Raw genomic sequence first — 24,178 nt, 5'->3', positions numbered from 1 at the left:
CCGCTCACGCCGCTCGCGACGGCGGAGGCGGAGAGCGTGTGGGTGTACGAGATTCGCGGCGTGTGGTGGAGCAACTGCATGACCAAGCCCGAGGACCTCTTCCAACCCGATCATGAGAGTTGGTTGCCGCAGGACTCCGTGCCGCTGACCGACCCGATTCGGCCGCCGCTGGCCGCGCCGTACGAACCGGTGGACGTCGCCATGATCATGGGGATTACCGCCACCATCCCGGTCGACCTGCCGGAGCGTTTGAAGGACGAGCCGATCTTTGTGATCGGCTACACCCTGTGGGTGGAAGCCGCCGTGAAAGCGGGCATGAACGACACGTGGATGGTCTCCCAGTCCACCTTCGAGGTGTCCAGCGTGCCTGTCGACGCTGACGGCGAGGATCCCAACTGCTGTGCCGCCGTCTTCGTGGATTGCAACTGGTACGCGCTCGAACTCCACGGCGACACCGTCCGGGCCCGTCTCGCCCAGGCCGACTGATCTGACTGGAAGCATTTCTCGCGTATGCGTCTCCCGAGGACCGGACACCCGCACCGACCGCCGGCCCTCGCCGCGCGCGAGAAGGGCCCGAGTAGCCCCAGGTCTGCGGGGACGACGGAACTAGAACATCCGTGCTGCACTCCAACGCCGGAACAACTCCGCATTCGCGGGCACGCCGAGAACCAGAGCCCCCGAGTCCTCCGGTTCACCGGAACGGCCCGCGTCCGCTGGGACGACTCGAGCCGGCGTCGCCGGGCGGCATCCACTCCTGGAACATCCCCGCGTCCGCGGGGACGACAGCGACTGGAGGTTGGTCGGGTCGAGCGCCCGCGGAACAGCCCCGGCGTCCGCGGGGACGACGAGGACTGCGATCCCAACAAGCCCCCCAAGTACGGAACAGCCCCGCGTCCGCGGGGACGACCACCGGCGGGGTTTTCCCTTCCCCCGCTTGGACGGAACAGCCCCGCGTCCGCTGGGACGACACTTGTTGACCTGCGGCTTTGCTGTTGAGCGTTGGGATTTTCATTCACTTTTCTGTGCGGTAGGCCTTATCGTCGGCCGAACCGACGGCGCTTCGAGGCGTTGCTCCAACCAGTCTTGCGTGATCGCGCCCCGTCGTCGGTGTCGGGCATCGAGCGATCGGGGCGGAGCATGAGCGTGATGCCGTCCACGTCCGTCGGGATCCAGTCGTGCTCGTGGACGGTGAACGCCAGTCCCTGGTCGTTGTTGGCCGAGTAGACCATGATGGCGCGGCCGGAGCGGACCATGTCGATGACACGTTCCCACATCAGGTCGCGGCCCCTCGCCGGGATCTTGCCGACGAACACCCCGGGGGAGATCTCCAGCAGCCAGCGGGTCAGGTGCCCGCGCAGTCCGGTCGGGCAGGCGGCAACAACGATGACGGCCATTCCGTGTCGTCTCCGTAGGCGGTGCCGCCGGCGACGGCGCGGCCGTTGTCGTCCCAGAGCATGACGACGCCGGCCTCGTCGAACGCCTCGGGGCCATATTCGACGGCCTCGTCCTGGTCGGACAACAGGGTCTTGATGTCCTGGACGCAGGTGTGCAGGAAGGCGCCGTCGCGCATGGCGTCACGCACCGCCCGGCGGGTCTCACCGGGGACGTCGGCCACGTCCCGGCTGGCGATGTCGAAGGCGACCGGGATGGAGATCTGCGTCTTTTACAGGTCGGCGATGTCATAGACGAAGGACCGGACGTGTCCGGTGTGGACAAACCTCCGTTCATGGCCCCTTCCGCTCCACGGTTCGGAACAGCCCCACCTGAGAGGGGACGACCGGTCTGGTGCCGCCTTTTTGAAGCCCGAGTCCGGAATGTCTCCGCGTCCGCGGGGACGCCGCGGACATACTTGTCGCTGTGCATGTGCAGTCCGGAACAGCCCCGTGTCCGCGGGGACGACTTGGCGTTCCTGGGCGTGCCGCTACGTCTGGACAGAACACCCCCACATCCGCGGAGACGGCCCACCAGTCGTCGTCTTCGTCGACAGACACGGCGGAACACCCCCGCGTCCGCGGGAACGGCACTTGTCGGCCTGCAGGAGCGCTATCCTGGCAGTCGGCGGCGTGGACTATCCACTGTGGAGATGTCAAAGAACGAGTTCAGCTTCTCCGAGCTGTGTTTACTGTCGTTGTGTGCGTGGGGAAGCGAGGCTGAGCAGGCCGCAGCCGTAGGCCTTGGCGCGGCCGATGCCGGTGTGCAGTGCGTTGGTGAAGGCGTCGGGGTCGGTGATGATGAGGTGTCCGTCGTAGCGGACGGGGAGGACGGTGATCGGGCCCTTGAGGTCGGTCTTGCGGCCGGCGAGGTCGGGGCAGGGGGAGGGGTTGACGTCGGGGCGGCCGTTGCCGGCGGTGGGGATGACGAAGCCGTGGTGCTCGCCGCGGCGCACGAGCCATTCGATCTGCTTGTCGGGGTCGCGGTGGGCGAGGCGTTTGCCGCGGGTGTTGGGGCCGGTGGACTTGGCGTAGGTCGGGTTGGCCACGATGCGGAACGCGAGTTTGCGGCCGGGGGTGACGGCGGCCAGGACCGGCTGGAGGCTTTTGACCTCCGCCGGTGTGGTCAGGTAGTCGCCGGGCAGGCGGGACCAGTCCGGTTGGGTGCGGCTCTGCACGTACTGGGCGTAGCCGCCGTAGGCGTCCTCGAGACGCCACAGGATGCCCTGTTCCTGGCGGGGAGCCGTGGCGGCGTCGGTGGTGGTGAAGGCGGACATGACGGTGCGGTGCATGTCGTGGACGTTGGCGTAGTCCCGGCGGAACTCGCGGGACCGGACGTTGATGGACAGCTTGCTCAGGAACACGAGGGGTCTCCGGCGGGAATCATCTCGGACGTCAGCGGCACGGAGCCGGTTGCGACGGTGCGGGTGGCGTGGCGGCGGTCGCCCTGGGTGAAACGGACCGGCACGTCGTGGCGAACCTCGGCGCCGGTGGTGCGGGGCGGGCAGTCCGACACGGTGCGCAACCGCAGCCGGTCGGTTTTGCCGTGTTCGGTGGCGCGGATGCGGGAGTCGAGTTCGAGCCACGGATGCCGCTCCAGCACGACCTCGGCGGGCGCGTCGGACAGCCCGTGGGCGGTGCCGGGCGCGCCGAACAGAGCACGGACCGGCACGAACGCCTTGCGGCCGAAGAACAACTGCCACCGTGGCGTTGCCAGTGCGGCCGCGGCGTCGGCGAGCAGGCCCGGGTCCCCGTGTATGACGACGAGGAACAGGGCGTCGGCGAGGTAGTAGCGCTCGCTGACGACGGTGCGGTGCCCGGTGCCCATGGTGGTGGGCACGTTCTGGGTGGTGTGGAAGTCGCGTTCCAGCACGCCTTCCCGGTCGACTCGGATCGCCAGCTGCAGGGCGGCCAGGCGGGCGATCGCGGCGTCGTTCTCCCGCGCGACGCCCAACGCGGCGGCCAGCACGCCGACGACGCCGGACTTGGTGGGTTCGCGGGCGGTGTCGCGGATGACGCCGTGGGAGCGTACGCCCCAGGACTGCATCGGCGCGTCGAAGCACAGCGCGAGCGAGACGGGCATCGGGTTCACGACTGGGCGGCGGCGAGGATGCGGGTGGTGAACGCCTCCAACGTCGGCACCGTCTCGTCCTGGTCGTCCAGCTCCAGGGTGCCGGTCACCGACGCGGCGGCGACCTGGCGGATCGCGGTGGCGCCGTAGAAGCCGCGCAGTTTGGCGAAGTGGTCGATCAGGCGGTGGGTGGAGCCGGCCATGAGGTCGGTGTCGGTGACGGGGGCGAGGAAGGCGTTGGCCAGGTTCCACGCGCCGTGCTCGCGCACGACGCCGAGCAGGGTGTCGGGCATGGTCCGGGCGGCCATGGAGTTCTGCTTGCCGGAGGGCACGGCGTGGATGAACGCGGCCAGCCACGCCTTCGCGGCGCGGGCGGCGAGGTCGGTGTCGCCGCCGAGGTTGGTGGTGAGTCGAGCGAGGTCGAGGTTGGCGTAGCGGTAGTAGCAGGCGGAGTTGAAGTCGACGGTGCCGATCATGTCGGCGCCGGACTCGGCGTCGGGCTTGAGGTCGTCCACGGCGGTGTAGTAGTCGAACTCGTTGACCACGGCGTGGGTGGATAGGGCGTGGGCGACCTGGGAGGCGGCGTCGACGTTGAAGTCCTTGTTGTCGGCGATCATCCGCCCGAACAGGGCGACGTCCGCGGCGCGGCTGGCGTCCAGGATGGAGCGGGCGGCGGCCAGGTCCTCCTTGCTCGGCTTGATCTTGGCCGGTTTCGCCTCCTTCGACTTGCTGGTCTTGCTGTTGTCCTTGTCCTGCTTGTCCTTCTCCTTCTGCGCGGCCTTGTCCGCGGCGACGACGGCGAGCCGGTCCCAGTGCTGGTCGCAGAAGTCGGCCAGCAGCTCGATGGCCTGCCGGCCGACGAACCACAGGTACTGGGTCAGCTTGGTGGCGGGGTTGACGGCGAACCCGAGGACCTCCAGCCCGGCTTCCACGACCTCGCCGGCCTGCTCGGCGTCGCGGCCCCGCTCGGCGAGGAGCTCGGTGGCCTTGGACAGCAGGCGCTTGGTGCGCACGCCGGTCTCGCCGGTGTCCAGCCCGTGCTCGTTGAACAGCAGCCGGGCCGAGCGCTTGAGGCACTGGCTGGAGATGCGGCCGCGGACATGGCCGCCGAAGGTCGCGGTCTTGGGCTGGCCGACGTCGTCACGGTTGAGGTTGCTGACGGGAAAGGACTGCAGCAGGTGCAGCTCGATGATCACGGATTCTCCGGTGGGTCACGCAGAGGTGGATGACGGCGGGGTGGTGTCGGTGTTCTGGCGGTGGTAGTCGCGGGCCCACTCCAGACGTACCCGGTGGGCGTGGTCGCTGAGCCAGTTCTCGGTGAGCAGCACCGTGAGATCGGCCAGCAGTTGGGTGTAGTTCACGGCCACGTCGTCGGAGCGCAGCAGCTGGACGGCCTGGCGCAGGTAGTGCGGCAGCGCGGCGCGGTCCACGGTGAGCAGCTGGGTGAACCGGCGAGTCACCGAGTCGCCGCGCTTGGCGGCCAGGATCCGCAGGGACCCGCCCAACGTCCGGGGGCCGGCGTTGCGCTGAGGCTGGGGGTGGGTGGCGTAGAGGCCGGCCAACAGCAGCCACGCGTCCTGCTCGCTGCGCGGCGGGTTGTGGGCAAAGACGAACTCGTAGGCCTCGACCTCATGTCGAGGACCAGTCAGGCTGCGGCGCAGCCTCGCCAATGTCCGACGCGCGTCGGACTGGAGCTCCACGACGTCGGATCGCGATTTCCACTCCAACAAGTGAAGGTCTTTGAGGAACCGCTCCCGTGGGGTTTTCGGGACGTCAGTTGTCACGCGGTGTGCTCCTGGGTGATGGAGGCGGCGGAGTGCGCCCGGTAGACGGCGATGATCGTCTCCAGGCGTCCGGTGAACCGGACGTGCTGCTTGCCGGCGGTCAGCAGGTTGCGGCCCTGCCGTGGTGAGCCCTCGGCCCACAGGTCCGCAGCGGTCCGTGCGGCGGCCCGTACCGCTGTCGCCCAGCCCTGGACTGCGGTGGCGTTCTCGCCGCCTGCCCGCAGCGCGGCGCCGAGCGTGCGGGTGAACTCCGCGAACGGGCTGGGAAGCCGTGGCCAGTAGTCCAGGTCGATCGTGCTGGCCGGCTCGCCGCGCATGTCGCCGCGGTGGTCGCGTTCCAGCGCGCGCAGGGCGTCGCCGACGTCGTCGGCGAGTTTGACGGCGTAGCCGAGCAGGTTGCTGACCGAGGCGTCGCGGGCGCGTAGCAGTGCGACCGGGGCGAGGATCTCCTCCTCGGCCCAGGACTCGACGACGGCGTTGTTCTTGTCCAGCTGCTGGCCGAAGATCCGCAGCGTGTAGACGGTGTCATCGGGCAGGTGCCCGTGCTCGGCGAGGGTGGCGATCTGGTCGAGCATGCGCGGCCGCCGTCGGGTGCGGTCGTCGCCGGCCAACAGCAGCTCGACACTATGCCGCCACACGCCCCGCACCTCGCGCAGCCGCACCGGCAGCAGCGGCGCGTCTTTCTTCGGTTTGCCGTTGAGCGTGGGCTGGCGGAACGCGGCCATCAACTCGACCTCGGGCAGCTGCGACCGCAGCCGCACCCCCGGCGTGATCACCACCTTGTCTACCACCGGCCGGCCGTCATGCTCGCTGGCGCCCAGCAGGATCCGCCGCGACGGCCAGGTCAGCAGATCGGTCCACCCCAGCGGCGGCCGCAGATCCGGTTCCGCCCGTGGCGCTTGCGGGTCCTCCCACGCTGGCCGGTCGTCGGGCCCGGTCATCGGCGGCCGCTCGTCGTCGGGGGAGTACTCGTGGGTGTTGAGCAGCAGCGTCTCCCGCAGCGTGGCGCCTTCGACCACGACGACGCCGAAGTAGTTGCACGGCGCCCGCTCGGAGGACTTGTCCTTGTCGAACGGGGTCTTCATGCCGCCGGGATCGAACGCCTGCGCGGTGACCAGCCACCGCGCGGCCTCGGCCAGGGGCAGCGCCACCGTCTCGGCGTCGGTGGTGTGGTCGAACAGCGTGACGTTGTTGCCGCTGGCCCGAAACGGCACCAGCTTCGCCGCGCTGCTCCACGCCTTCACACCCAGCTTCGGGCATTGCAGGAACGGGCGGTCCTGGTCGAGCAGGTCGAACCGGGCGCGATGCTCGGTCAGGTAGGCGTGCAGCGGCGCGAACGGCAGCCGCCGCCGCGACCACAGCTCGCTCCACTGCTCGTCGTCGCGCGGGGCGTAGGCGCGGTGCATCACGGCCAGGACCAGCCGGTGCAGCGCCGCGGTCATCGGCGGCGCCTCGGCCACGATCCGGCGGAACTGGTGCGCACCGAGGATCAGCCGGGCGAGGCTGACCTCGCGGCGCTCACCGGCCAGATCGACGACCGGGATCCACGGCCGGGTCAGCAGATCGAACCTCACGACACCCCCTCATCGCCGAGGTCGTCGACCGTGAGGCCGATGCCCTCGCGGTAGCGCAGCGTGGTGTAGCCGGCCAGGCATCGGTTGTCCCGCAACAGGATCGCGCGATGCTCGTGCAGCCAGGGATCGTCGCGGAACGCCGCCGGCACCGGCATCGCGGTGATCGCGTCGGCCAGGGACGCGTCGATGTCGTCGGGCACGGCGAGACCGACCGCGGCGTCGAGGACCGTGCCGACGAGCTCGGCCGGCAGACCCCGACCGAGGTCCACTGCCCGTTCACTGCCCACCGGGCGGACGCCGCCTGCCTCGTCGACGGTGAACAGCACCACCGACACCGCGTCCAGATCGTCGTCGTCCTCGGTCACGCGCGTTTCCTTCCCGACAGGCGGGTCATGCCCGGATTCTTCGGGCGTTCGTTGAGTTCCGGGGCGTGCTGCACGCTGCCCGGCAGTGGCAGGAACATCGTTGTGGCGCGGTGTTCCTCGTGGAGTTCGGCGGCCCGGATCTTGTCGGCGGCCTGCGCCCACGCTCGTTCCCAGCCGGCCGGGCAGGCCACGTCCTGGGCCGGCCCGTAGACCTGGTCGACTAGGGGCTGCACGTCGTCGGGACAGGTCAGGACGGTGCGGCTCCGCAGCAGCGCCCATGTCCGCAGCAGGATCCAGGGCTGGTAGACCGATTTCGCGTGGGGCGGGAACTGCGGGCCCCGTCCGGTGTCGGTGACGCCGGTGATCGCCAACTCCAGCGGGCCGCGGTTCTCGCGCCGGTGGCGGTGGATCCGGCCGGCACGCTGGATCAGGACGTCGATCGGCGCGAGGTCGGTGATCATGGCGTCGAAATCGAGATCGAGGCTCTGCTCCAGGACCTGGGTGCCGACCACGATCGTCGGACGGGGCCGGGTGCCCTGCGGGCCGAACTCGGCCCGCAGGCGTTCCTCGTTGGTGTGGCGCTGTTTGGCCGGCATCGGGCCGGTGAGGTAGATCAGCGCCGGCCGCTCGCCCTCGGGCAGGGCCTTGATCTTTTCCGCGAGCGCGTCGTGCGTCGCTGTCACCCGGCGGACCAGGTTGTGGATCACGGCCACGCTCTGCCCGGCCCGGGCTCGTTGCAGCGCCCAGTCCGCGACGCGGTCGTCCGGCACGTGGCTCAGCCGGACGACCCGGTCCTTGTTCACGTCGTCGACCTCGAAACCTGAGGGCAGCGCGGTCTTGTTCGCCACGGCGAGCGTGACCCGCGGATAGGTCCGAGACGTCTCGGGGCCATGGGATGTGTCGGGACGGCCGCCGGCGCCTTTCTGCCAGGCGGAGACCACTTGGTCGCGGCGCCGGGACGGCAGTGTCGCCGACATGACCACGACCGTGACGCCGAGGTGCCCCAACCACATCAGCAACCGGTCCAGCAGCGTAGACATGTAGATGTCGTAGGCGTGCATCTCGTCGATGACGACGACCTTGTTCGACAAGCCGGCCAGCCGGACGAACACGTGACGAGACCGGAATGCCGCCTTCATCAGCTGGTCGACGGTGCCCACCCCCAATCCCATCAACAGGTTCCGCGCCCTGGTGAACCACGTGCGGGCCTGCAGGTCGCCGTCGTCGAGATCGTCGGCGGACACCGCGCTGGGGTCGGCGGCGGCCTTCTTCTCCGCGGCGCGGGCCGCGAGGAAGTCAGCGGCCCCGGCGTAGACCAGCCCGAGCGCGGACGAATCGTCGAGCCGTTTGAGCAACGTGGTGATGTCGTGGTGGACCTGGTTGCTGGTGGCCTTCGATGGCATCGCCACATACAGGCCGCCCAGGTGACGCCGTCGGATTGCCGTCGCCGCGAACTGGAGCATCGCGTTGGTCTTGCCCTCGCCCGTGGGCGCCTCGATGATCAGCAGCGCCGGTTCGTCCAGCCCTGCGGCGAGCTGTTCGACAACCTGCTGGACAGGGCGCGGCTCTTTCTCGAACAGGGCCGTGTAGCTGGTGTTCTCCGGGGGCCGCCAGTTGCTCCAGCCGACCTCACGGACGGCCTTGTCCGCCGCGTCGGGCCGGGTGTGCGCGTAGGCGGTGAGGTCGACGTCGGTGCCGGCGTAAGGGAACTTCGCGGCGTCCGAGGCGATCCAGTCGCTGACCGAGGTCAAGGCGGCGAAGGCCACCGTCGCCCGATGGCTGAGCCGGACCTGCGCCCATTGGGCCGGCGTCGGCCGCTGCAGCCCGAGCAGGTCGATCAGCCCGTCGGTCATCGACCGCCGCCACGATGCCCACGTCGCGCCGCCGTGGTCGTTGATCGAGCCGCGCGTTTGCCGAAGGCGTGCGGGTGTGGCGAAGTGTCCGTGGTGCGCGCCGAGCGCGGAGCTGATCCGCCCCGCCGTCACCCCGCCGGCGCCCCAGTCGCGGAGCTGTTCGCGCATGTGGATCTCGGTGATCAGGTTGTGTGGGGTGTCGGTGCGGACCGAGGCCCGAACCTGGTCGAGCAGTTCGATGTCCGCGGCGCCCTGGGCCAGCAGCTCCCGCGCCAGGTCGGATCGCAGCGCCTGGAACGCCGGCGAGTACTTCCCGATGTCGTGCACGCCGGCCAGGAACGTTATCCACCCCACGGGATCCGGCAGCGCGCCGAACGCCGTCAGCAGCTCGTCCTGGGCTCGCGGTCCGAGCAGGAGCGGGAACACCAGCCGCGCCACCGCGGCCGTGTCGAGGATGTGGCAGGCCAGCGGGTGCGGGACCTGCCCGCGTTGCGCTTTCCCCCAGGCCGCCGCCAGTGGCGGCGGGACGATCTCGGTCACTAAAACCCTTTTGTGTCAACAGATCAGCGGAGTGCAGGTAGCGTGGTCGTCGTTTTCGACGGCTCCATCGGAGCGGCGTCTTCGGCTGCCGCTGGTCCGTCTTGATCAGAACGAGGGCAAGGATGACTTGCTGACGGTTGGTGGTTCAAGTTGCTTCGTTGTCATGCACTCGATGGTGTGAAGGATGGATCCTGATCTCGCGGTGTTCGGCGATAGCTCTTACCGTGCTGGGGCGTTCGGGTCTCCCGGTTTTACGGGAGATGGCCCTGATGAGTTGCTGTCAGCGGCGACCTCCCCGCGTTCGCGGGGATGACTGGGCAGCGGTGACCCAGGGCGACCCGGCCAGTGGGACAGCCCCGTCTGCGCGGGGACGACTCATCCGGGTTGTGGCCGGTGTCGGCGAGATGCGGGACAGCCCCGCCTTTGCGGGGACGACGGCACCGTGCCGGCAGAGGTGGCGCAGGCGCACGGGACAGCCCCGCCTGCGCGGGGACCACCTGCAGGTCAACACCAAGGACGTCGACGACGGCGGAACAACCCCGCCTGCGCGGGGACCACCACCGAACTGAGTAAACATCTTATCCTGACGCTCGGGAACAGCCCCGCCTGCGCGGGGACCACCCCATTCGGTTCCGGTCGGCGGTCTCGACCGCCGGAACAGCCCCGCCTGCGCGGGGACCACCGATACCACGGGCCTGGATCTCACGCTTTCCGCGGAACAGCCCCGCCTGCGCGGGGACCACCTGCTGCCATGGTCGAACTATGGCCAGCCGCTGGGAACAGCCCCGCCTGCGCGGGGACCACACCTCCCACCGGCCGTCGTCGCCCTTGCGGCCCGGAACAGCCCCGCCTGCGCGGGGACCACCCTGTCACCGACCCCGACCTCGACGCACCCGACGGGGCCATCGAGAACGGAACAGCCCCGCCTGCGCGGGGACCACGCCAGCCTGGCGGCAACGATGCCCTGGACGCCGGAACAGCCCCGCCTGCGCGGGGACCACACTTCCTGACCTGCGCATACGTCGGGTGGATGTGGTGTTTTCATTCACTTTTGGTCCTGAACCAATCGTTGCTGAAGGTGTGCCTCTTTCGCAACTAGGTGTCTGAGGGTGGTGCTCGGTGGCTGCCCGGTGTGCGGGCGGTCGGTAGGGCTGCCCGGGGTCGTCGGGGTGGTTGTCGGTGGCGGTAGACGTGTGGGGCCCGGCGCTGTGTGCCGGGCCCCATGGTGTGCTGGTTGTGTTACCAGGCTTCGATTTCGCCGAACTGGAGTTGGTAGTTGCCGTGTTCGTCGGGTCCGTAGCCGGTGCCGGTGACCTTGATGTAGCGGGTCGAGGTGGCGGGGAATTCGTAGGTGCGGCCGGGTTGTGCCTGGCTGGGGGTGCCGGCGGGAGCGGTGGTGGTCCAGTGCTGGCCGTCGGTGGAGGGTCTCGATGGTGACGGCGTTGGGGTAGCCGATGCTGCCGTCGAGGTGGTCGCCTCGGGGCAGCAGGTCGACGCGGTGCACGGTGGTGGGGGCGCCGAGGTCGACGCTGATCGATTCCTTGTGGTCGGCGGGACCGGCCAGGCTGCTCCAGCCGGCGGAGCCGCCGCCGGTGACGGTGCGCGCGCCGTCAGTGGCGTTGGCGTGGCCCCACGCGGGCGGCGCCTCGTAGGAGCTGGAGGCGTCGACGGTCTTGCCGGTGGTCAGGGTGGCCCGGTAGACCTCGATCTTGGCCAGCTGCATGTGGTAGTGGCCGAACGGGTCGGTGGAGAGGTTGGTGCCGGTGACCCGCAGGTAGTGGCCGCCGCGGCCGGCGATGGCGAACTCCTGGGCGTCCGCGCCGGGGCGGGCGTAGCCCTGCCGGCTGGTGACGGGGACCCAGGTGGTGTTGTCGTCGGAGACCTCGATGACGAAGTCGACCGGGAATCCCAGGCCGGTGGAGGCGCCGTCGGAGCGGGGGTAGAGGTCCACTCGGGATAGTGGCTGGGGATCGGCCGAGGTCGACGGTGATCCACTCGATGTGGTTCTCGGTCCCTTGCCTAGGAGGCTGCCGGCAAGCGTTCGGATCGATGTCCTGTCTTGATCAGTTGGCGGTGGTCGGGCTCGGGGTATTGCCGAGCCCGACCGGTGATGCTCAGCTCGTGCGCGGAGGCAGGGCCCCGCCAACGAACGACCACCCCTGAGACGCGTCCTGCGCGCGGCTACGCGCCTGAGCGTTCGCTTGCGTTGCCCGGAAGAGGAGCGTGCGGTCGTCTGCGTCCCGATAGGACACAACCCAGGTGCCGGTGTTCATCAGGGCGGCTGATGGGTCGGTGACGGCCTTGCCGGCCGTGCTGACAACCGACCACGGTCGATAGGTTGTGCTGCCGGCGGCGGCGGGGCCGGTGTTGTAGATGTACCCGTCCCCGGCTCGCACGACGAGCTCCACAGTTCCGGCTGCGGTGAGCACAGCCGACGGTGCGCCTGCGGCGGTCACGCCGGCGATCGTGGACCAGGATGAGGGCCACGTGCCGTCAGCGTTTTGGCGGATGGTGCGCACGCTGCCGACGTTGTCCCGAGCGAACACCTGAAGAGTCGAGTCGCCCCGCAGCACAGCGGATGCGCTGCCCGTGCCCGTTATCCCGGCCAAAGGGGTCCATGCGCTGAGCGCTCCACTGGTGAAATCGGCGACGCGGAATATGCCGTTCGGGTCCAACGCGATCAGGCGGATCGTGTTGCCCTGCACCACAGCCGTCGGCGTGCCGGTCACGCCGGTGCCGCCGAGGCTCCGCCAGGACGTGAGGACGCCGTTCTTGCTGGCCTGCGGGCGGTACCAGGTGCCGCCGGTGCTGTCGATCCCGAACGCGACGAGTGTGCCGTCCGAGGCGTGCGCCAGCGTCGGAGCGGACGGGAAGTATCCGCCTGCCTTGGAAAGCGGAAGCCAGGATCCCGTCGTGGATTGCGCCGAGCCGCGGCTGTCGCCGTCCATGCCGAGCGCGAGTAGTTGGGCAGTGCCGTTGTCGTTCAGTGCGGCCGCTACCCGGCCGGTCGAGGACTGATACCCCGGCAGCGCGGCGAAGTGGGCCGTGCTGGGATCCCTGACGTCAGCCTGATCGCCGACAACCGTGCTGCCGTCACCGCCGATGTAGAAGAACTCGAGGTGGCCGTTGCTGTTGGCCACCAACGTCGTGGGCTGTTGCGGCTGAGAGGCGACGGCCGGAGCGACGGGCGTCGTGATCGGCGTGCTGCACGTGTCGGCCAGCGCGGTGACCTCCCAACTCGGATCCCAGCCCCAACCGAGGTTGTTGCCACCCGCCCAGGTGTTGGTCGCGTCCGTGTAGTGGTACCAGAGTAGATCGCCGTGCGGATCGACGGTGTGGCCGTACAGGGTGTCTCCGCCCGGTGAGAACATGCCGCTGAAGATGTTCCAGCCGGTGCTGACCACCTTCGCCCGTTGCGACCACCGCTGCGACGCCGTGTCGTACTGGTACCGATACAGCTGGCCGCCGTTGATGCTTGGGTCTCTCGCGTACAGCGTGCCGGCACCGGCGGCCAGGATGAGGTCGTAGCTGCCCCAGTTCGTGTCGATCTGCTGTTCGACGAAACCTCCCGAGGCGGCGTCGTAGTGGTCGACGTATAGGCCGCCGTCGTGGGGGACCTGGTAGATGTCGCCCTTGGCATCCATCGTGATGCGGTTGTGGAACTGGGGGGCGTCCCAGCCGGTCCAGCCGTGCGCGAGGGTGGTGAACTGGCTGCCGTCGGCGGTGTCCCACCCCGACCCGTTCCAGCGGTAACGCACCACGTCGCCGTCGATCTTGATGTTGTAAACGTACCCGTTTGGGCCGCCCAGGAGCCTTCCTCCGGAAGGACCCCCGACATCGGCTGAAGCGTCCCAACTAGACGTTCCGCCAACGGGATCAGTGTGCTTGTACAGCCTGGTCGTGCCGTTCGGAAGGGCGGCGAAAATCTGGGCCGATCCCGCGCAATGCGTTGCCGAATCCGCATGGGCGACGCCGACTGGAAGGACTATCGATAGTGCGAGCGCTGCGGCGAGAGCGGTGGCCGCAGGCCTCTTGTTGGTTCTCAAAGCTCCCCCGTACCCCGTGTTTTGCCTGATCGCAGCCGCGATGCAGGTAGCAGCGGCCGACGGTACCGCATGGGTGTGACGCGTGCGTGGACCGCTTCTTGGTGCGGGAAGCGTTACGTAATTTGGATCGCAGTGAGGTTGCCTCGGTCGCTCGATTGACAGAGTGTAAAGGCTGTGTTAGGGGGCGATTTGCCTTGCTTTTACTCGTGTTCCTGGCGCATCCTTGGGCGCGCCACCTCTTGGTGGGCGCACTTTCTCGGGGGAGGAATTCGGTGGGTTCAGCCGGTGTCGGACGCGCGCATGGGCGTCGGGTCCGCAGCGTGGTCGGTCTTCTGGTGGTCGTTCTCGTCATCGCTCTTTTCGGACCGATCGCTTCGCAGGTCACGCCTCCGTTGTTCGGCGATCTGCACGCCCTTACGGACGCCTTGTCTCTGGCGCCCAAGCAACGTCAGGGCTCGGCCGCCGACGGCGCGGCTCGGCAGCCCGGCGAGCACGGGCATGTGGTCGCGACCACGGCTGGCAACCAACAGGCTGCACGCGGCCTGCGCGCCGACTACCCGTCGATCAAATTCCCGACCGCGAAGGCGACCCCCAACGCCGCGAGCGTGAGCGCCGGGTCGACCACAGTGCGCGGGTTCGACCCGAACACCAGCAAGGAGCTGCCGAACGAACGCGGGCGGTATCAGTCCACCTACCGCAACGCCGACGGCACGGAGACCACGGCGTTCAGCAAGGACCCCGTCAACTACCGCACGGCCGACGGCAGTTGGCAGCAGGTCGACACGACGCTCGTTCCCGATGTCGGCGGCTGGCGCAACGCCGCCGACGAGGTCGACGAGCGCTTCGCCGGCCACGCGGGCAGCAGCGGCATGGTCAGCTTCGGCCTCGACGGCGACCATGTGTTCGCCTACGGCCTCGATGGCGCCCGCACCGTCGCCGGCCAGGCTCAGGGCAGCACTCTCACCTACCGTGGTGTGCTCCCCGACACCGACATGCGGCTGGACGTGCAGCCGGGCAGTGTCAAGGAATCCCTCGTGCTGGCCTCGCCGAACGCGCCGCACAGTTTCCTGTTCCCCTTGCAGCTCAAGGGATTGACCGCCAAGCTGATCGACGGCCGCGTCGCGTTGATGGACAGCGCGGGCAGGGAACGAGCCAGTGTGCCAGCCGGGTCCATGGCCGACTCCAGCCGCAACCCGCACACCGGCGACCCCGCCACCTCTACGGGGGTCACCTACCGACTGGAGCCCGGTGGCCTTCGCGTCGAGCTCGACCAGCGATGGCTTGCTGACCCTGCGCGCAAGTACCCGGTGGTGGTCGACCCGAGTGTGGACGGCCCCAAGGCCAGCGCGTCGATGTACGTGCAGAACGGGTCCCAGAACGACGGTCGAACCGAGCTGAAGACCGGCTACGACGGCGACGACCGCATCCACGCCGCCACGTACCTGAAGTTCGACGGCATCGAGAACAGCCTGCGTAACGAGAAGATCTTCGGCGCGCTGCTGTACCTGGTCAACGACTGGTCGTGGTCATGCCAGCCCAGCCCGGTCACCGTGCACGCGGTCACCGCACCCTGGAGCGGCGGCGGATATCCCGGCCCCGCGTTCGGCCCTGAACTCGCCTCGTCGTCCTTCGCACACGGCTACATCGCCTCCGGCCAGTCTTCCTCCGACTGCCCGATCGCCGGTGAGGGCATCGACCTCGGGCCGGCCGGGCGCGATCTGGTGCAGGCGTGGGCCAACGGCTCGATGCCCAACTACGGCCTGACCGTGCGCGCCTCTGAGACCGACAGCTATGGCTGGAAGAAGTTCACCGGCACCGGCACCGCGAACCCGCCCAGGTTGTTCGTCACGCACACCCGGTACGACGCCAACTACGACATCACCAAGGCCACGCCGGAGCCGCCGATCACCCGCATCCAGGGCGGCAAGATCAAGATCACGGTCACCAATCGTGGCGTGGACACCTGGACCCCGGGCGCCTACGCGCTGGGCTACCGAGTGTTCACCAGCGACGGCCGGCCGGTGGCGTCGAAGGAAGCGGCGCAGCTGCCGGGCAACGTCGCTCGCGGCCAGTCGGTGAGCCTCGACGCGACCATCCAGGCGCTGGATCCGGGCGACTACTACGTCGATTTCAGCATGCTCAAGAAGGGCGGCCCGTTCTTCACCGACGAGCAGATCCCGCCGGCGCGACTGGTTCTGCGCGTGTACAACATCCCGCCGGTCGTCCGCGACCAGTACCCACCCAACGGGTACTCGACTCCGACCCTCACGCCGCAGCTGTGGGCCGATGCGGTCAAGGTCGACGCCCCGCCGAACAGCACCCTGCAGTATCGGTTCGAGGTCTGCGAGCGGGACAGTGCCGGCAATCCGGCGAACTGCTTCGACTCCGGGCACATTCCAGACCAGAGCTGGTCCGTGCCGGCTGGCAAACTCAGCTGGAGCAAGACCTATCTGTGGCGGTCATTCGCGTTCGACGGCACCTCCGAGAGCCAAAAGGTGCCCTACAGCGCGCTGCTGACCGCTGTCCCGCAGCCCGAGATCACCTCGCACCTGGGTTCCGCGCCGTACAGCACCGGCAGCAACGACTTCGACCCGCAGGTCGGCAACTTCTACCGCAGCGCCCAGGATGCCGCGTTGTCCTTCGTCGGACCGCAGATGTCCGTGGCGCGCACGTACAACAGCCTGGATCCGCGGCGTGGCAACGCTTTCGGGGCGGGCTGGGCGACGGTCTACGACATGGCGGTGACACCGGACAACGACGGGTCAGGCAATGTCGTGGTCACCTACGCCGACGGGCAACAGGTGCGTTTCGGGCTCAATCCGGACGGCAGCTACGCCCCGCCGGAGGGACGTTACGCGTCGCTGACCCATCCCAGCGACGCGGTGTGGGACTTCACCGACAAGTCCGCGACGAAGTACGAGTTCGTCAGCGGCAAGCTCTCGTCGATCACCGACGCGCAGGGCCGTTCGATCGCCTTCTCCTACAAGGACGGCAAACTCAGCGCCGTCAGCCTCCCTACGCGGACCGGCCAGAACGGCCCAGGTCTGGGCTTCACCTGGACCGGCGCCCATATCACCGCGGTTACCGTCGGACAGGTCGGCGGCACACCGACGACCTGGCAGTACAGCTACGACGGGGACCGGCTGAACAAGGTCTGCAATCCGCTCGGTGAATGCACACGCTACGACTACACGAGCGGGACGCACTACCGCAGCGCGGTGCTCGACGGCAAGCCCTACTCGTACTGGCGCCTCGGCGACAGCTCCGGCAGTGAAGCCAGGAGCGAGGTCGGAGTCAACCTGGGCAGCGACAAAGGCACATACCAGAACGTGACCCTCGGCACGGCCGGGCCGGTCGCAGGCTCGACGGCCGCCACGTTCAACGGCAGCACCTCCAGCGTTACCCTGCCAGCGGGCACTCTGAAAAAGGACCGAAACATCGCGGTGTCGCTGTGGTTCCGGACCGCTAAATCGGGACCGCTGATGGCGTTGCAGAACAAGGCCATGGGCACGGATACCCCGCCGACCAATGCGACGCCGATGCTCTACATCGGGTCGGACGGCAAGCTGCGCGGCCAACTGTGGACCGGGCACGTCGCGCCGATCACCACCGGCCAGGCGGTCAACGACGGCCGATGGCACCAGGCGGTGCTCACCGGCGCGATGACAACGCAGGCGATGTACCTGGATGGCCAACTCGTCGGCACGCTCGACGGCGCGATCAACTCGATCGATATGGCCGCCAATCAACTCGGCGCGGACTACATCGTCAACGCGGGCGACTGGCCAGGCACCTCTGCCGGATGGCAGTACTACACCGGCGATCTCGCCGAAGTGGCTTTCTATGAGCACCCGCTCGGACAGCCCGCGGTGGCGGGTCAGTTCGCTGCTGCCGGCGGCAGCGACGAACTGAACAAGATCACGCTGCCCAGCGGAAAGACCGGTGCCGCGGCGACCTACGACGTCACCAACGACCGGGTGCGCCAGTACACCGATGCGAACGGCGGGGTGTGGACGCTGGCGGTTCCGACCACCACCGGCTCGGCCGACAACCCCATCAAGGTCGCCATGGTGAGCGACCCCGCTGGTCGCCCCCACGAGTACGACTACGACCCACTGCGCGGCAGGATCGTCCGGTCGATCGCGCCGCTGGGCATGGGCGTGCGCCCGGAGGACACGCCAGGCAGCACCACGCCGACAACCGCCACGACCTCGCCGACCGACACCTGCACCACACCCACCGACGGCGGACCGATCTTCTGCGGCGGCCCGGTCGGGGGCGAACCCACCTGGGTCGGCGGCCCGGTCGCCGGCGAAGGGGTGCGCACATACACCTACGACGCCGAAGGCTTCCAGAACACGATCACGGACGAGAACGGAGACCAGGTCACCCTCGCCTACGACAAGCGAGGAAACATCACCTCCAAGAAGACGTGCCGGGTTCAGCAGACGGACTGCCAAACCACCTACCTCAGCTACTTCCTCAACGGCGACAGCCCGACCGATCCCCGTAACGACAAGCCGGTCGCGACCCGCGATGCCCGCTCGGCGACCGCGACCGACAACACGTACCTGACCGCGCTGACTTACACGCCGACCGGTTTGCTCGACTCGCAGACCACAGCCGACGGTGGCAAGGTCAAGCACACGTACACGACCGGTCGCGAGTCCATCGATCCCAAGACCGGCATATCCGGCACGGCAACCGGCGTCTGTCCGTGTGTGCCCGCCGGTCTGGTGATGACCTCCTCCGACGCCATGGGCGCAGCGACGACGTACCAGTACTTCCTGGACGGCTCGCTCGCGCAGGCCACCAGTCCATCTGGGATGGTCACCAAGCTCACCTACGACAGCCAGGGCCGGGTGCTCTCGCAAACCCAGGTCTCGGACAGTCAACCGGCCGGCGTCACCACGCAGCTCACCTACGACGTGCTGTCGCGCGTCCGCACGGTCACCCAGCCGGCCACCACCGACGCCGTGACCGGAACCAAGCACACCGCCCAGATCATCACCAGCTACGACGTCGACGGCAACGTCAGCAAGGTCGAGACCGACGACCTCACCGGTGGCGACAGCCCCCGAGTCGTCACCTACGAGTACGACGCGCACAACCTGGTCAGCAAGCAGACCGACGCGCTGGGCAGCACGACCAGCTACGGCCACGACGCCTTCGGCAACCGCGTCTGGATGGTGGACGCCGGCGGCACCAAGACGAAGTACCTGTACACCGCGCGCAACCAGGTCGCGGAAGTGGTGCTCGTCGGGTGGACGGGCGCCCCGCTCAACGGCGCCGCCGGCAGCGGCGGCGACGGGACCGGCGACGGCACACCGAAGGACGATCTGCCGTTACGGTCGTACGCCTACGACCTCGGCGGGCGCCTGGTGCGCGACACCGACGCGATGGGCCGCACCACCAAGTACACCTACTATGCGGACGACTTGATCCACCAGGTCATCCAGGTGGGCTTCCACAGCGACAACACCACCCGTGACATCGTCCTGCACGACTACGGCTACGACGCCACCGGCAAGGTGATCAAGGACGTCGCTGGCGGCGGCAAATCCACCACGGCGACGACCTACGATGCGGTCGGGCGCATCGCCACCAGCACGGTCGACCCTGCGGGACTGGCCCGCAAGACGAGCTACGCCTACGACCTCAACGGTGCCGTGACCACCGTGACGCGCACCGGTGACAGCTCGAACGTCGGAGCCTTCACGCCGTCGGTCGCCGAGATCGTCGACTTCGGCTACGACCTCGCCGGCCGACAGACCAGCCAGAGCGTCCACAACGGATCCTCGACGCTGACCACCTCCTATACGTATGACCAGCGCGGCCTGATGACCTCGATGACCGACCCGCGGGGCAACGTCGCCGACGCCGACCGTGCGGCCTTCACCACCGACTACACCTACGACGAACTCGGGCGGCAGATCAGCCAGACGCTGCCGCCGACGGCCGCGGAGACGGGAGGCGGCCAGCCGAGTAGCCAGCGACCCGTGACCACGATCGGCCTGAACTCCTTCGGCGACCAGGTGGCGATCAAGGATCCGGTCGGCGACATCAGCCATACCGAGTACGACCAGGCGGGTCGACCCGTCAGCCAGGCCGCGCCGAGCTACACCGCGCCCGGCACGGCCGCCGCGATCACGCCGACGGCGAGATTCACCTACGACTCCCTCGGTCACGTCGTCGCTCAGACTGATCCGCGGGGCAACGTCACCAAGTACGCCTACGACCAGTTGGGCCGGCTCGTGCGTACCGAGGAACCGGGCTCACGGATCTCGGTGTACCGGTACGACAACGACGGTGAACTTCTCCAGACCTCCAAGCCCGGCGGCGCGACGACCACCGCCACCTACGACGACCTCGGTCGCATGATCACCTCCACCCAACTGGAGAGGTTCCCGCAGCCGGCCGCCGACACCACCCACTACGGCTACGACGACATCGGCCGCCTGACCTCCGTCACGACGCCAAGCGGGGAGCAGTCCACTGCCGCCTACGACGCCGTCGGCGAGCAGATCAGCACCACCGATCCCGCTGGCGTCACCACCAGGTTCGGCTACGACCTGGCCGGTCGGACCGTGCTCGTCACGGACGCGCTGGACCACCGGCACTGGACGAACTACGACCTCGCCGGTCGCGCGGTGTCCACTTCGGACTGGAAGGGCGGCAGCACACAGCTGCGTGCCACCAGCGCCGGATACGACCCGGCCGGGAACCTGACCTCCGTCACCGACGCGCTCAACCACACCACGCAATTCGCGTACAACGCGGCCAACCAGGTTGTGCGGCAGACCCAGCCGGTCTCTGACGCCAAGTCCATCGCCACCAGCTACGGCTATGACCTGGCTGGCCGGCAGACCCGGCTGACCGATGGTCGAGGCAACTCGACCATCACCCGGTACAACAGTCTCGGACTGGCGGAGTCGGTCACCGAACCGGCCACTGCGACCGAAACGGCCGCCACTTGGACGGCGTCCTATGACGCTGCGGGCAACGTGGTCGGTGTCACCGCGCCCGGCGGCGTTTCGACCACCAGCACCTACGACGAGCTCAACCGCGTGGTCAACCAGACCGGCGCCGGGGCCGAAGCCATGACCTCGGACCGGGTGCTCAGCTACGACCCCGCGGGCCGGCTGGCCTCGGTCTCCGCGCCCGGCGGTCCGATCACCATTGGCTACGACGACCGCGGCGACGTCCTGTCGACCACGGGCGGCGGAGCGGACTCCTCCTTCACCTATGACGGCGACGGCCGCATGTCCAGCAGGACCGACGCGTCGGGCAAAGCCGTCTACCACTACGCGAACGGTCGGATCGCCACCGTCCAGGACGGTGTGACCGGTGTCGTGCAGACCGCGCACTACAACGCGGCCGGCGATGTCGACGGCGTCGGTTACTCCTCGGGACAGTCCCGCGGCTACACCTACGACGACCTGAGCCGGATCTCCTCCGACACCACCAAGACCGCCGCCGGCTCCGCGATCGCGTCGGTCAGCTACGGCTACGACCTCGCCGACAACCTCACGAAGAAGGACACCGCGGGGACCGCCGGAGCTGGCGCCAACAGCTATACCTACGACTACGCGGGCCGGATGACGTCGTGGACGGCCGGCGGGAAGACGACACCGTACGGCTGGGACGACGCCGGCAACAGGACCCTCGTCGGCGCCAAGACGGCCAGCTACGACCAGCGCAACCGCCTACTGTCCGACGGCGACTACACCTACACGTACACCCCTCGCGGCACCGCAGCGTCAAGGACCAGCTCCGGCCTGACGGAGAAGATGTCCTACGACGCCTTCGACCGCATGGTGGGTGACGGCTCGTCGAGCTATAGCTACGACGGCCTCGACCGGCTCGCCGTCCGCAACGGACAGTCGTTCAGCTACTCCGGGCTCGGCGACGCCATCGCCAACGACGGCACCACCGCCTACAGCCGCGCGCCCGGCGGCGACCTGCTGGCGACCGGCAACGGCGGCGACAAGCAGCTCACGCTCTCCGACAAGCACGACGACGTCATCGCCGGCTTCACCCCCGGCGACGGCAACACCGGGCTGTCGCACTCGGCCGCGTACGACCCGTTCGGCCAGGTGACCGCCACCTCGGGCACGCGGCAGTCCGTGGGCTTCCAGGGCGCCTACACCGACCCCGACACCGCCCAGGTGCACATGGGCGCCCGCTGGTACAACCCGTCCACCGGTGGCTTCGACTCGCGCGACAGTATCCAGATTCCCAGCATGCCAAATCGGTACGGGTACGGTCTAAGTGCTCCGACCAATTACACCGATCCATCAGGGCATTGCCCCTGCTGGGTAATCATTGGTGCTGCCGTCGCCGCCGTCGTTGGAATTGCGGCCCTTTCGAACGCAATCTTCGCACCAGCGCCGAAGCCTGACCCCACCGTCAAGGGTGGCCGGAAGAACATCCACTACCTCAACACATGTGGCTCCTGCGGTGGCGGCGGCAACAATCCGTCGGGTCCGAATGGCCCATCCGAGAGTTCGGGTGGTGGCCACGGTCCGTACGGCTCCGGCAATTGTTCAGGCTACGAATGTGACTTCGGCCCGGCGCCCGCGCCTCCCGATCCTGCAATCGCTGCACGGCAAGCGCAGCAGCAGGCGGCGCAGAACAACCCCATCCCGGTGCCTAAAGCACTGGAACAACCGCACTACGCGCAGCAGGCGCCGCCGGTGTCAGCGTCGCCGTCCCTGCCTGCCAACCAGGTTGCGCAGTCCACGAATGTCATCGCGGACAACGCCACCCAGGCGCAGCAGTTGCAGCAGTCCGTGACCGGTGACAAGCCGGTGATTCAGTCGGTCACGGACGCCGGCCCGTCCGACGTCACTCCGACAGACTGCTCGACCTGCATCGGAGGCCGGCCGCCGCTGGGTGATCGACTTGAGGCAGCTGGCCACACGTTCCTCGACATCATGTCCCTGGTCCCTGGCATCGGCTCGGCCTTCGCAGGTGCCAACGCGATCTGGTACGCCGGAGAAGGTGATTGGGCGAACGCCGTGCCTACGGCTGTCAGCGCCATCCCGTTTGCCAGCGACATCAGGTTCATCACCAGGCTGGCCGGCGATGCCGAACGCGGTGCGCCCCGGCTGGCCAACGACCTCGGGCCTGGCGGCTCATGTATGCGCGGCGCCAACAGCTTCGCCGCCGACACACAGGTAGAGATGGCCGACGGCTCGACCAAACGGATCGACTCCGTCGAGGTCGGTGACCAGGTGCGCGCCACCGATCCCACAACCGGTAAGTCGGCCGCCGAGCCCGTCACCGACGTCATCGTCGGCCAGGGGCTGAAACACATGGTCGACGTCGCCGTTGCCGACAATGGGAAGACGAGCACGGTCACCGCGACCGACAACCATTCGTTTTGGATGGAGGACTCGGCGCGCTGGGTCAACGCCGATCAGCTCACGGCCGGCGAGCATCTCCTCACCGATGATGGCCGCGCTGTCGTTGTCCAGAGCCTGCGCGCACACGACGAGGTAGCGCGCGTTTACAACTTGACTGTCAACACCCTGCACACGTTCTACGTTCTCGTCGGTGCCGACCCAGTTCTCGTGCACAACTCTGACAGCGTGTGCGGCCCGGCCATCGTCGAACCGGGCAAGTGGGACTACTTCTTCGGTAGGGTGAAGACCGGGGATCATAACGCGCCCAGGTCTGCCCAGAATCTTTCCCAGCTTAATAGGATTGGCATACAAGATGACCCGAGGGGTCGTCAGATAATGACAGACTTCTTTAATGATCAAGTGTCTCGTACTGACAATATCATGAGAGAGTATACTGACCAGTATGGAAGTTACCAGATTCGAGACGGATTGCTTGCGGGTCCTGGTGGATTCCTACATGTAGAGTCGGCTTGGCAGGTCACGGATAATGGCCTTCGCCTCACTACGATTATTCCTCGCGGAGGTCGATGATGGTCCATCATGAGTTCACAGTTCCGGATGACCGTGAACTCGTTGAACTGTTCGGTGTAGCGTCGGAAGCGCTTGATGGGGTAGAGTCGACAAGGCTTCTTCGTCTTGTGAGCGAAAATGACGACGAGGTTCATCTGGTATACGATACTCCCGGGCGCTCAATCCATCTTAAATGGCTTCGGCGGGGTATGTGTGTGGTCGAAATCTTTCGCGAAGAAGCAGTGCGCCTGTCGGTGGAAGATGATGATGGTAAAGCTTTCGTTTCTATTGCTTTCGATTCAAACTCGCTTTTTGGTGAATTGCGCGTCCAGGTTCGGCCGAGAATTTGGGTGAGCGATCGACTTTTGGCACGCTAAGGGTTGAACTCTGAAAGACTCTCGTGTGCGCGATCTACCTTCTGGGGTATTTTGCCGATTTCGTAATAGGTTGGCGGCCGGTTCGACTGGGGTTTGGGTGGGCTTGATTGCGAACCGTGTCGAGGTAGCTTCGCTGTGAACGTGCGGTGCGGCGAGGGGGTGGTTGGGATGTACGGCTTGTTGTGGTTGCGCGATTGGACTTTGGTTACGTGGAGGGCATC

The 24,178-nt window shown here is 67.8% G+C and carries 14 protein-coding genes and 1 CRISPR repeat array; of the genes, 3 read left to right on the top strand and 11 right to left on the bottom strand.

The annotated features are described in order from the left end of the window. A partial coding sequence (locus ACIG5F_RS47870) for a hypothetical protein (RefSeq protein ID WP_396527041.1) occupies positions 1-486 on the top strand: 486 nt, incomplete at its 5' end. Positions 487-1,034: 548 nt separating this feature from the next. On the opposite strand, the gene cas2e is transcribed toward ACIG5F_RS47870, so the two are convergent. The 11 genes from cas2e to ACIG5F_RS47815 form a co-directional block, all read right to left on the bottom strand. Next, positions 1,035-1,394 (bottom strand): type I-E CRISPR-associated endoribonuclease Cas2e, encoded by a 360-nt coding sequence (gene cas2e / locus ACIG5F_RS47865; RefSeq protein WP_396527040.1) that lies wholly within the window; start codon positions 1,392-1,394, stop codon positions 1,035-1,037. After that, a complete protein-coding gene (locus ACIG5F_RS47860) occupies positions 1,343-1,615 on the bottom strand; it encodes a hypothetical protein (RefSeq protein WP_396527039.1) in 273 nt (90 codons plus the stop codon). The genes cas2e and ACIG5F_RS47860 overlap by 52 nt, the downstream gene beginning before the upstream one ends. Positions 1,616-2,119: 504 nt before the next feature. Beyond that, positions 2,120-2,794, bottom strand: a complete 675-nt coding sequence (gene cas6e, locus ACIG5F_RS47855; RefSeq protein WP_396527038.1) for a type I-E CRISPR-associated protein Cas6/Cse3/CasE — start codon at positions 2,792-2,794, stop codon at positions 2,120-2,122. Continuing rightward, the gene (gene cas5e, locus ACIG5F_RS47850; protein ID WP_396527037.1) at positions 2,785-3,513 is read right to left on the bottom strand and encodes a type I-E CRISPR-associated protein Cas5/CasD; all 729 of its coding nucleotides are present in this window, start codon (positions 3,511-3,513) and stop codon (positions 2,785-2,787) included. Before cas5e ends, cas6e begins: the two co-directional genes overlap by 10 nt. A 5-nt stretch (positions 3,514-3,518) precedes the next feature. Next, positions 3,519-4,697 (bottom strand): type I-E CRISPR-associated protein Cas7/Cse4/CasC, encoded by a 1,179-nt coding sequence (gene cas7e, locus ACIG5F_RS47845; RefSeq protein ID WP_396527036.1) that lies wholly within the window; start codon positions 4,695-4,697, stop codon positions 3,519-3,521. Between the two features lie 15 nt (positions 4,698-4,712). Beyond that, positions 4,713-5,228, bottom strand: coding sequence for a type I-E CRISPR-associated protein Cse2/CasB (gene casB / locus ACIG5F_RS47840; protein WP_396527035.1), 516 nt, complete (start codon positions 5,226-5,228; stop codon positions 4,713-4,715). A 53-nt stretch (positions 5,229-5,281) separates the two neighbouring features. Further along, positions 5,282-6,859 carry a type I-E CRISPR-associated protein Cse1/CasA gene (casA, locus tag ACIG5F_RS47835; RefSeq protein ID WP_396527034.1) on the bottom strand — a complete coding sequence of 526 codons (1,578 nt, stop codon included), beginning with the start codon at positions 6,857-6,859 and terminating at the stop codon, positions 5,282-5,284. After that, on the bottom strand, positions 6,856-7,224 hold the full coding sequence (locus ACIG5F_RS47830; protein ID WP_396527033.1) for a hypothetical protein: 369 nt from the start codon (positions 7,222-7,224) through the stop codon (positions 6,856-6,858). The genes casA and ACIG5F_RS47830 overlap by 4 nt, the downstream gene beginning before the upstream one ends. After that, a complete protein-coding gene (gene cas3, locus ACIG5F_RS47825) occupies positions 7,221-9,617 on the bottom strand; it encodes a CRISPR-associated helicase Cas3' (RefSeq protein ID WP_396527032.1) in 2,397 nt (798 codons plus the stop codon). Before cas3 ends, ACIG5F_RS47830 begins: the two co-directional genes overlap by 4 nt. 286 nt (positions 9,618-9,903) lie before the next feature. Then, positions 9,904-10,618: a CRISPR direct-repeat array (repeat unit 28 nt; unit sequence GGAACAGCCCCGCCTGCGCGGGGACCAC). Between the two features lie 44 nt (positions 10,619-10,662). Then, the gene (locus ACIG5F_RS47820; protein ID WP_396527031.1) at positions 10,663-11,568 is read right to left on the bottom strand and encodes a discoidin domain-containing protein; all 906 of its coding nucleotides are present in this window, start codon (positions 11,566-11,568) and stop codon (positions 10,663-10,665) included. A 163-nt stretch (positions 11,569-11,731) separates the two neighbouring features. Next, positions 11,732-13,663: a tachylectin-related carbohydrate-binding protein gene (locus ACIG5F_RS47815; protein ID WP_396527030.1), complete on the bottom strand. Its 1,932-nt coding sequence runs from the start codon at positions 13,661-13,663 to the stop codon at positions 11,732-11,734. A gap of 101 nt (positions 13,664-13,764) precedes the next feature. On the opposite strand from ACIG5F_RS47815, the gene ACIG5F_RS47810 reads away from it, so the two are divergent. Together ACIG5F_RS47810 and ACIG5F_RS47805 are read left to right on the top strand one after the other, a co-directional pair. Further along, positions 13,765-23,601: a polymorphic toxin-type HINT domain-containing protein gene (locus ACIG5F_RS47810; RefSeq protein ID WP_396527042.1), complete on the top strand. Its 9,837-nt coding sequence runs from the start codon at positions 13,765-13,767 to the stop codon at positions 23,599-23,601. Further along, positions 23,601-23,957, top strand: coding sequence for a hypothetical protein (locus tag ACIG5F_RS47805; RefSeq protein ID WP_396527029.1), 357 nt, complete (start codon positions 23,601-23,603; stop codon positions 23,955-23,957). The genes ACIG5F_RS47810 and ACIG5F_RS47805 overlap by 1 nt, the downstream gene beginning before the upstream one ends. Positions 23,958-24,178: the final 221 nt, after the last annotated feature.

This window comes from Kutzneria sp. NPDC052558 (assembly GCF_044547355.1).
Taxonomy (GTDB): Bacteria; Actinomycetota; Actinomycetes; order Mycobacteriales; family Pseudonocardiaceae; genus Kutzneria.
Note: the sequence above shows the minus strand (reverse complement) of the source record. Positions and strands in the feature narration are given on the sequence as shown.

Coding starts and splice junctions, on each gene's coding strand:
- cas2e (WP_396527040.1), bottom strand. CDS start 1,394: ATGGCCGTCATCGTTGTTGCCGCCTGCCCGACCGGACTGCGCGGGCAC.
- cas5e (WP_396527037.1), bottom strand. CDS start 3,513: ATGCCCGTCTCGCTCGCGCTGTGCTTCGACGCGCCGATGCAGTCCTGG.
- ACIG5F_RS47805 (WP_396527029.1), top strand. CDS start 23,601: ATGGTCCATCATGAGTTCACAGTTCCGGATGACCGTGAACTCGTTGAA.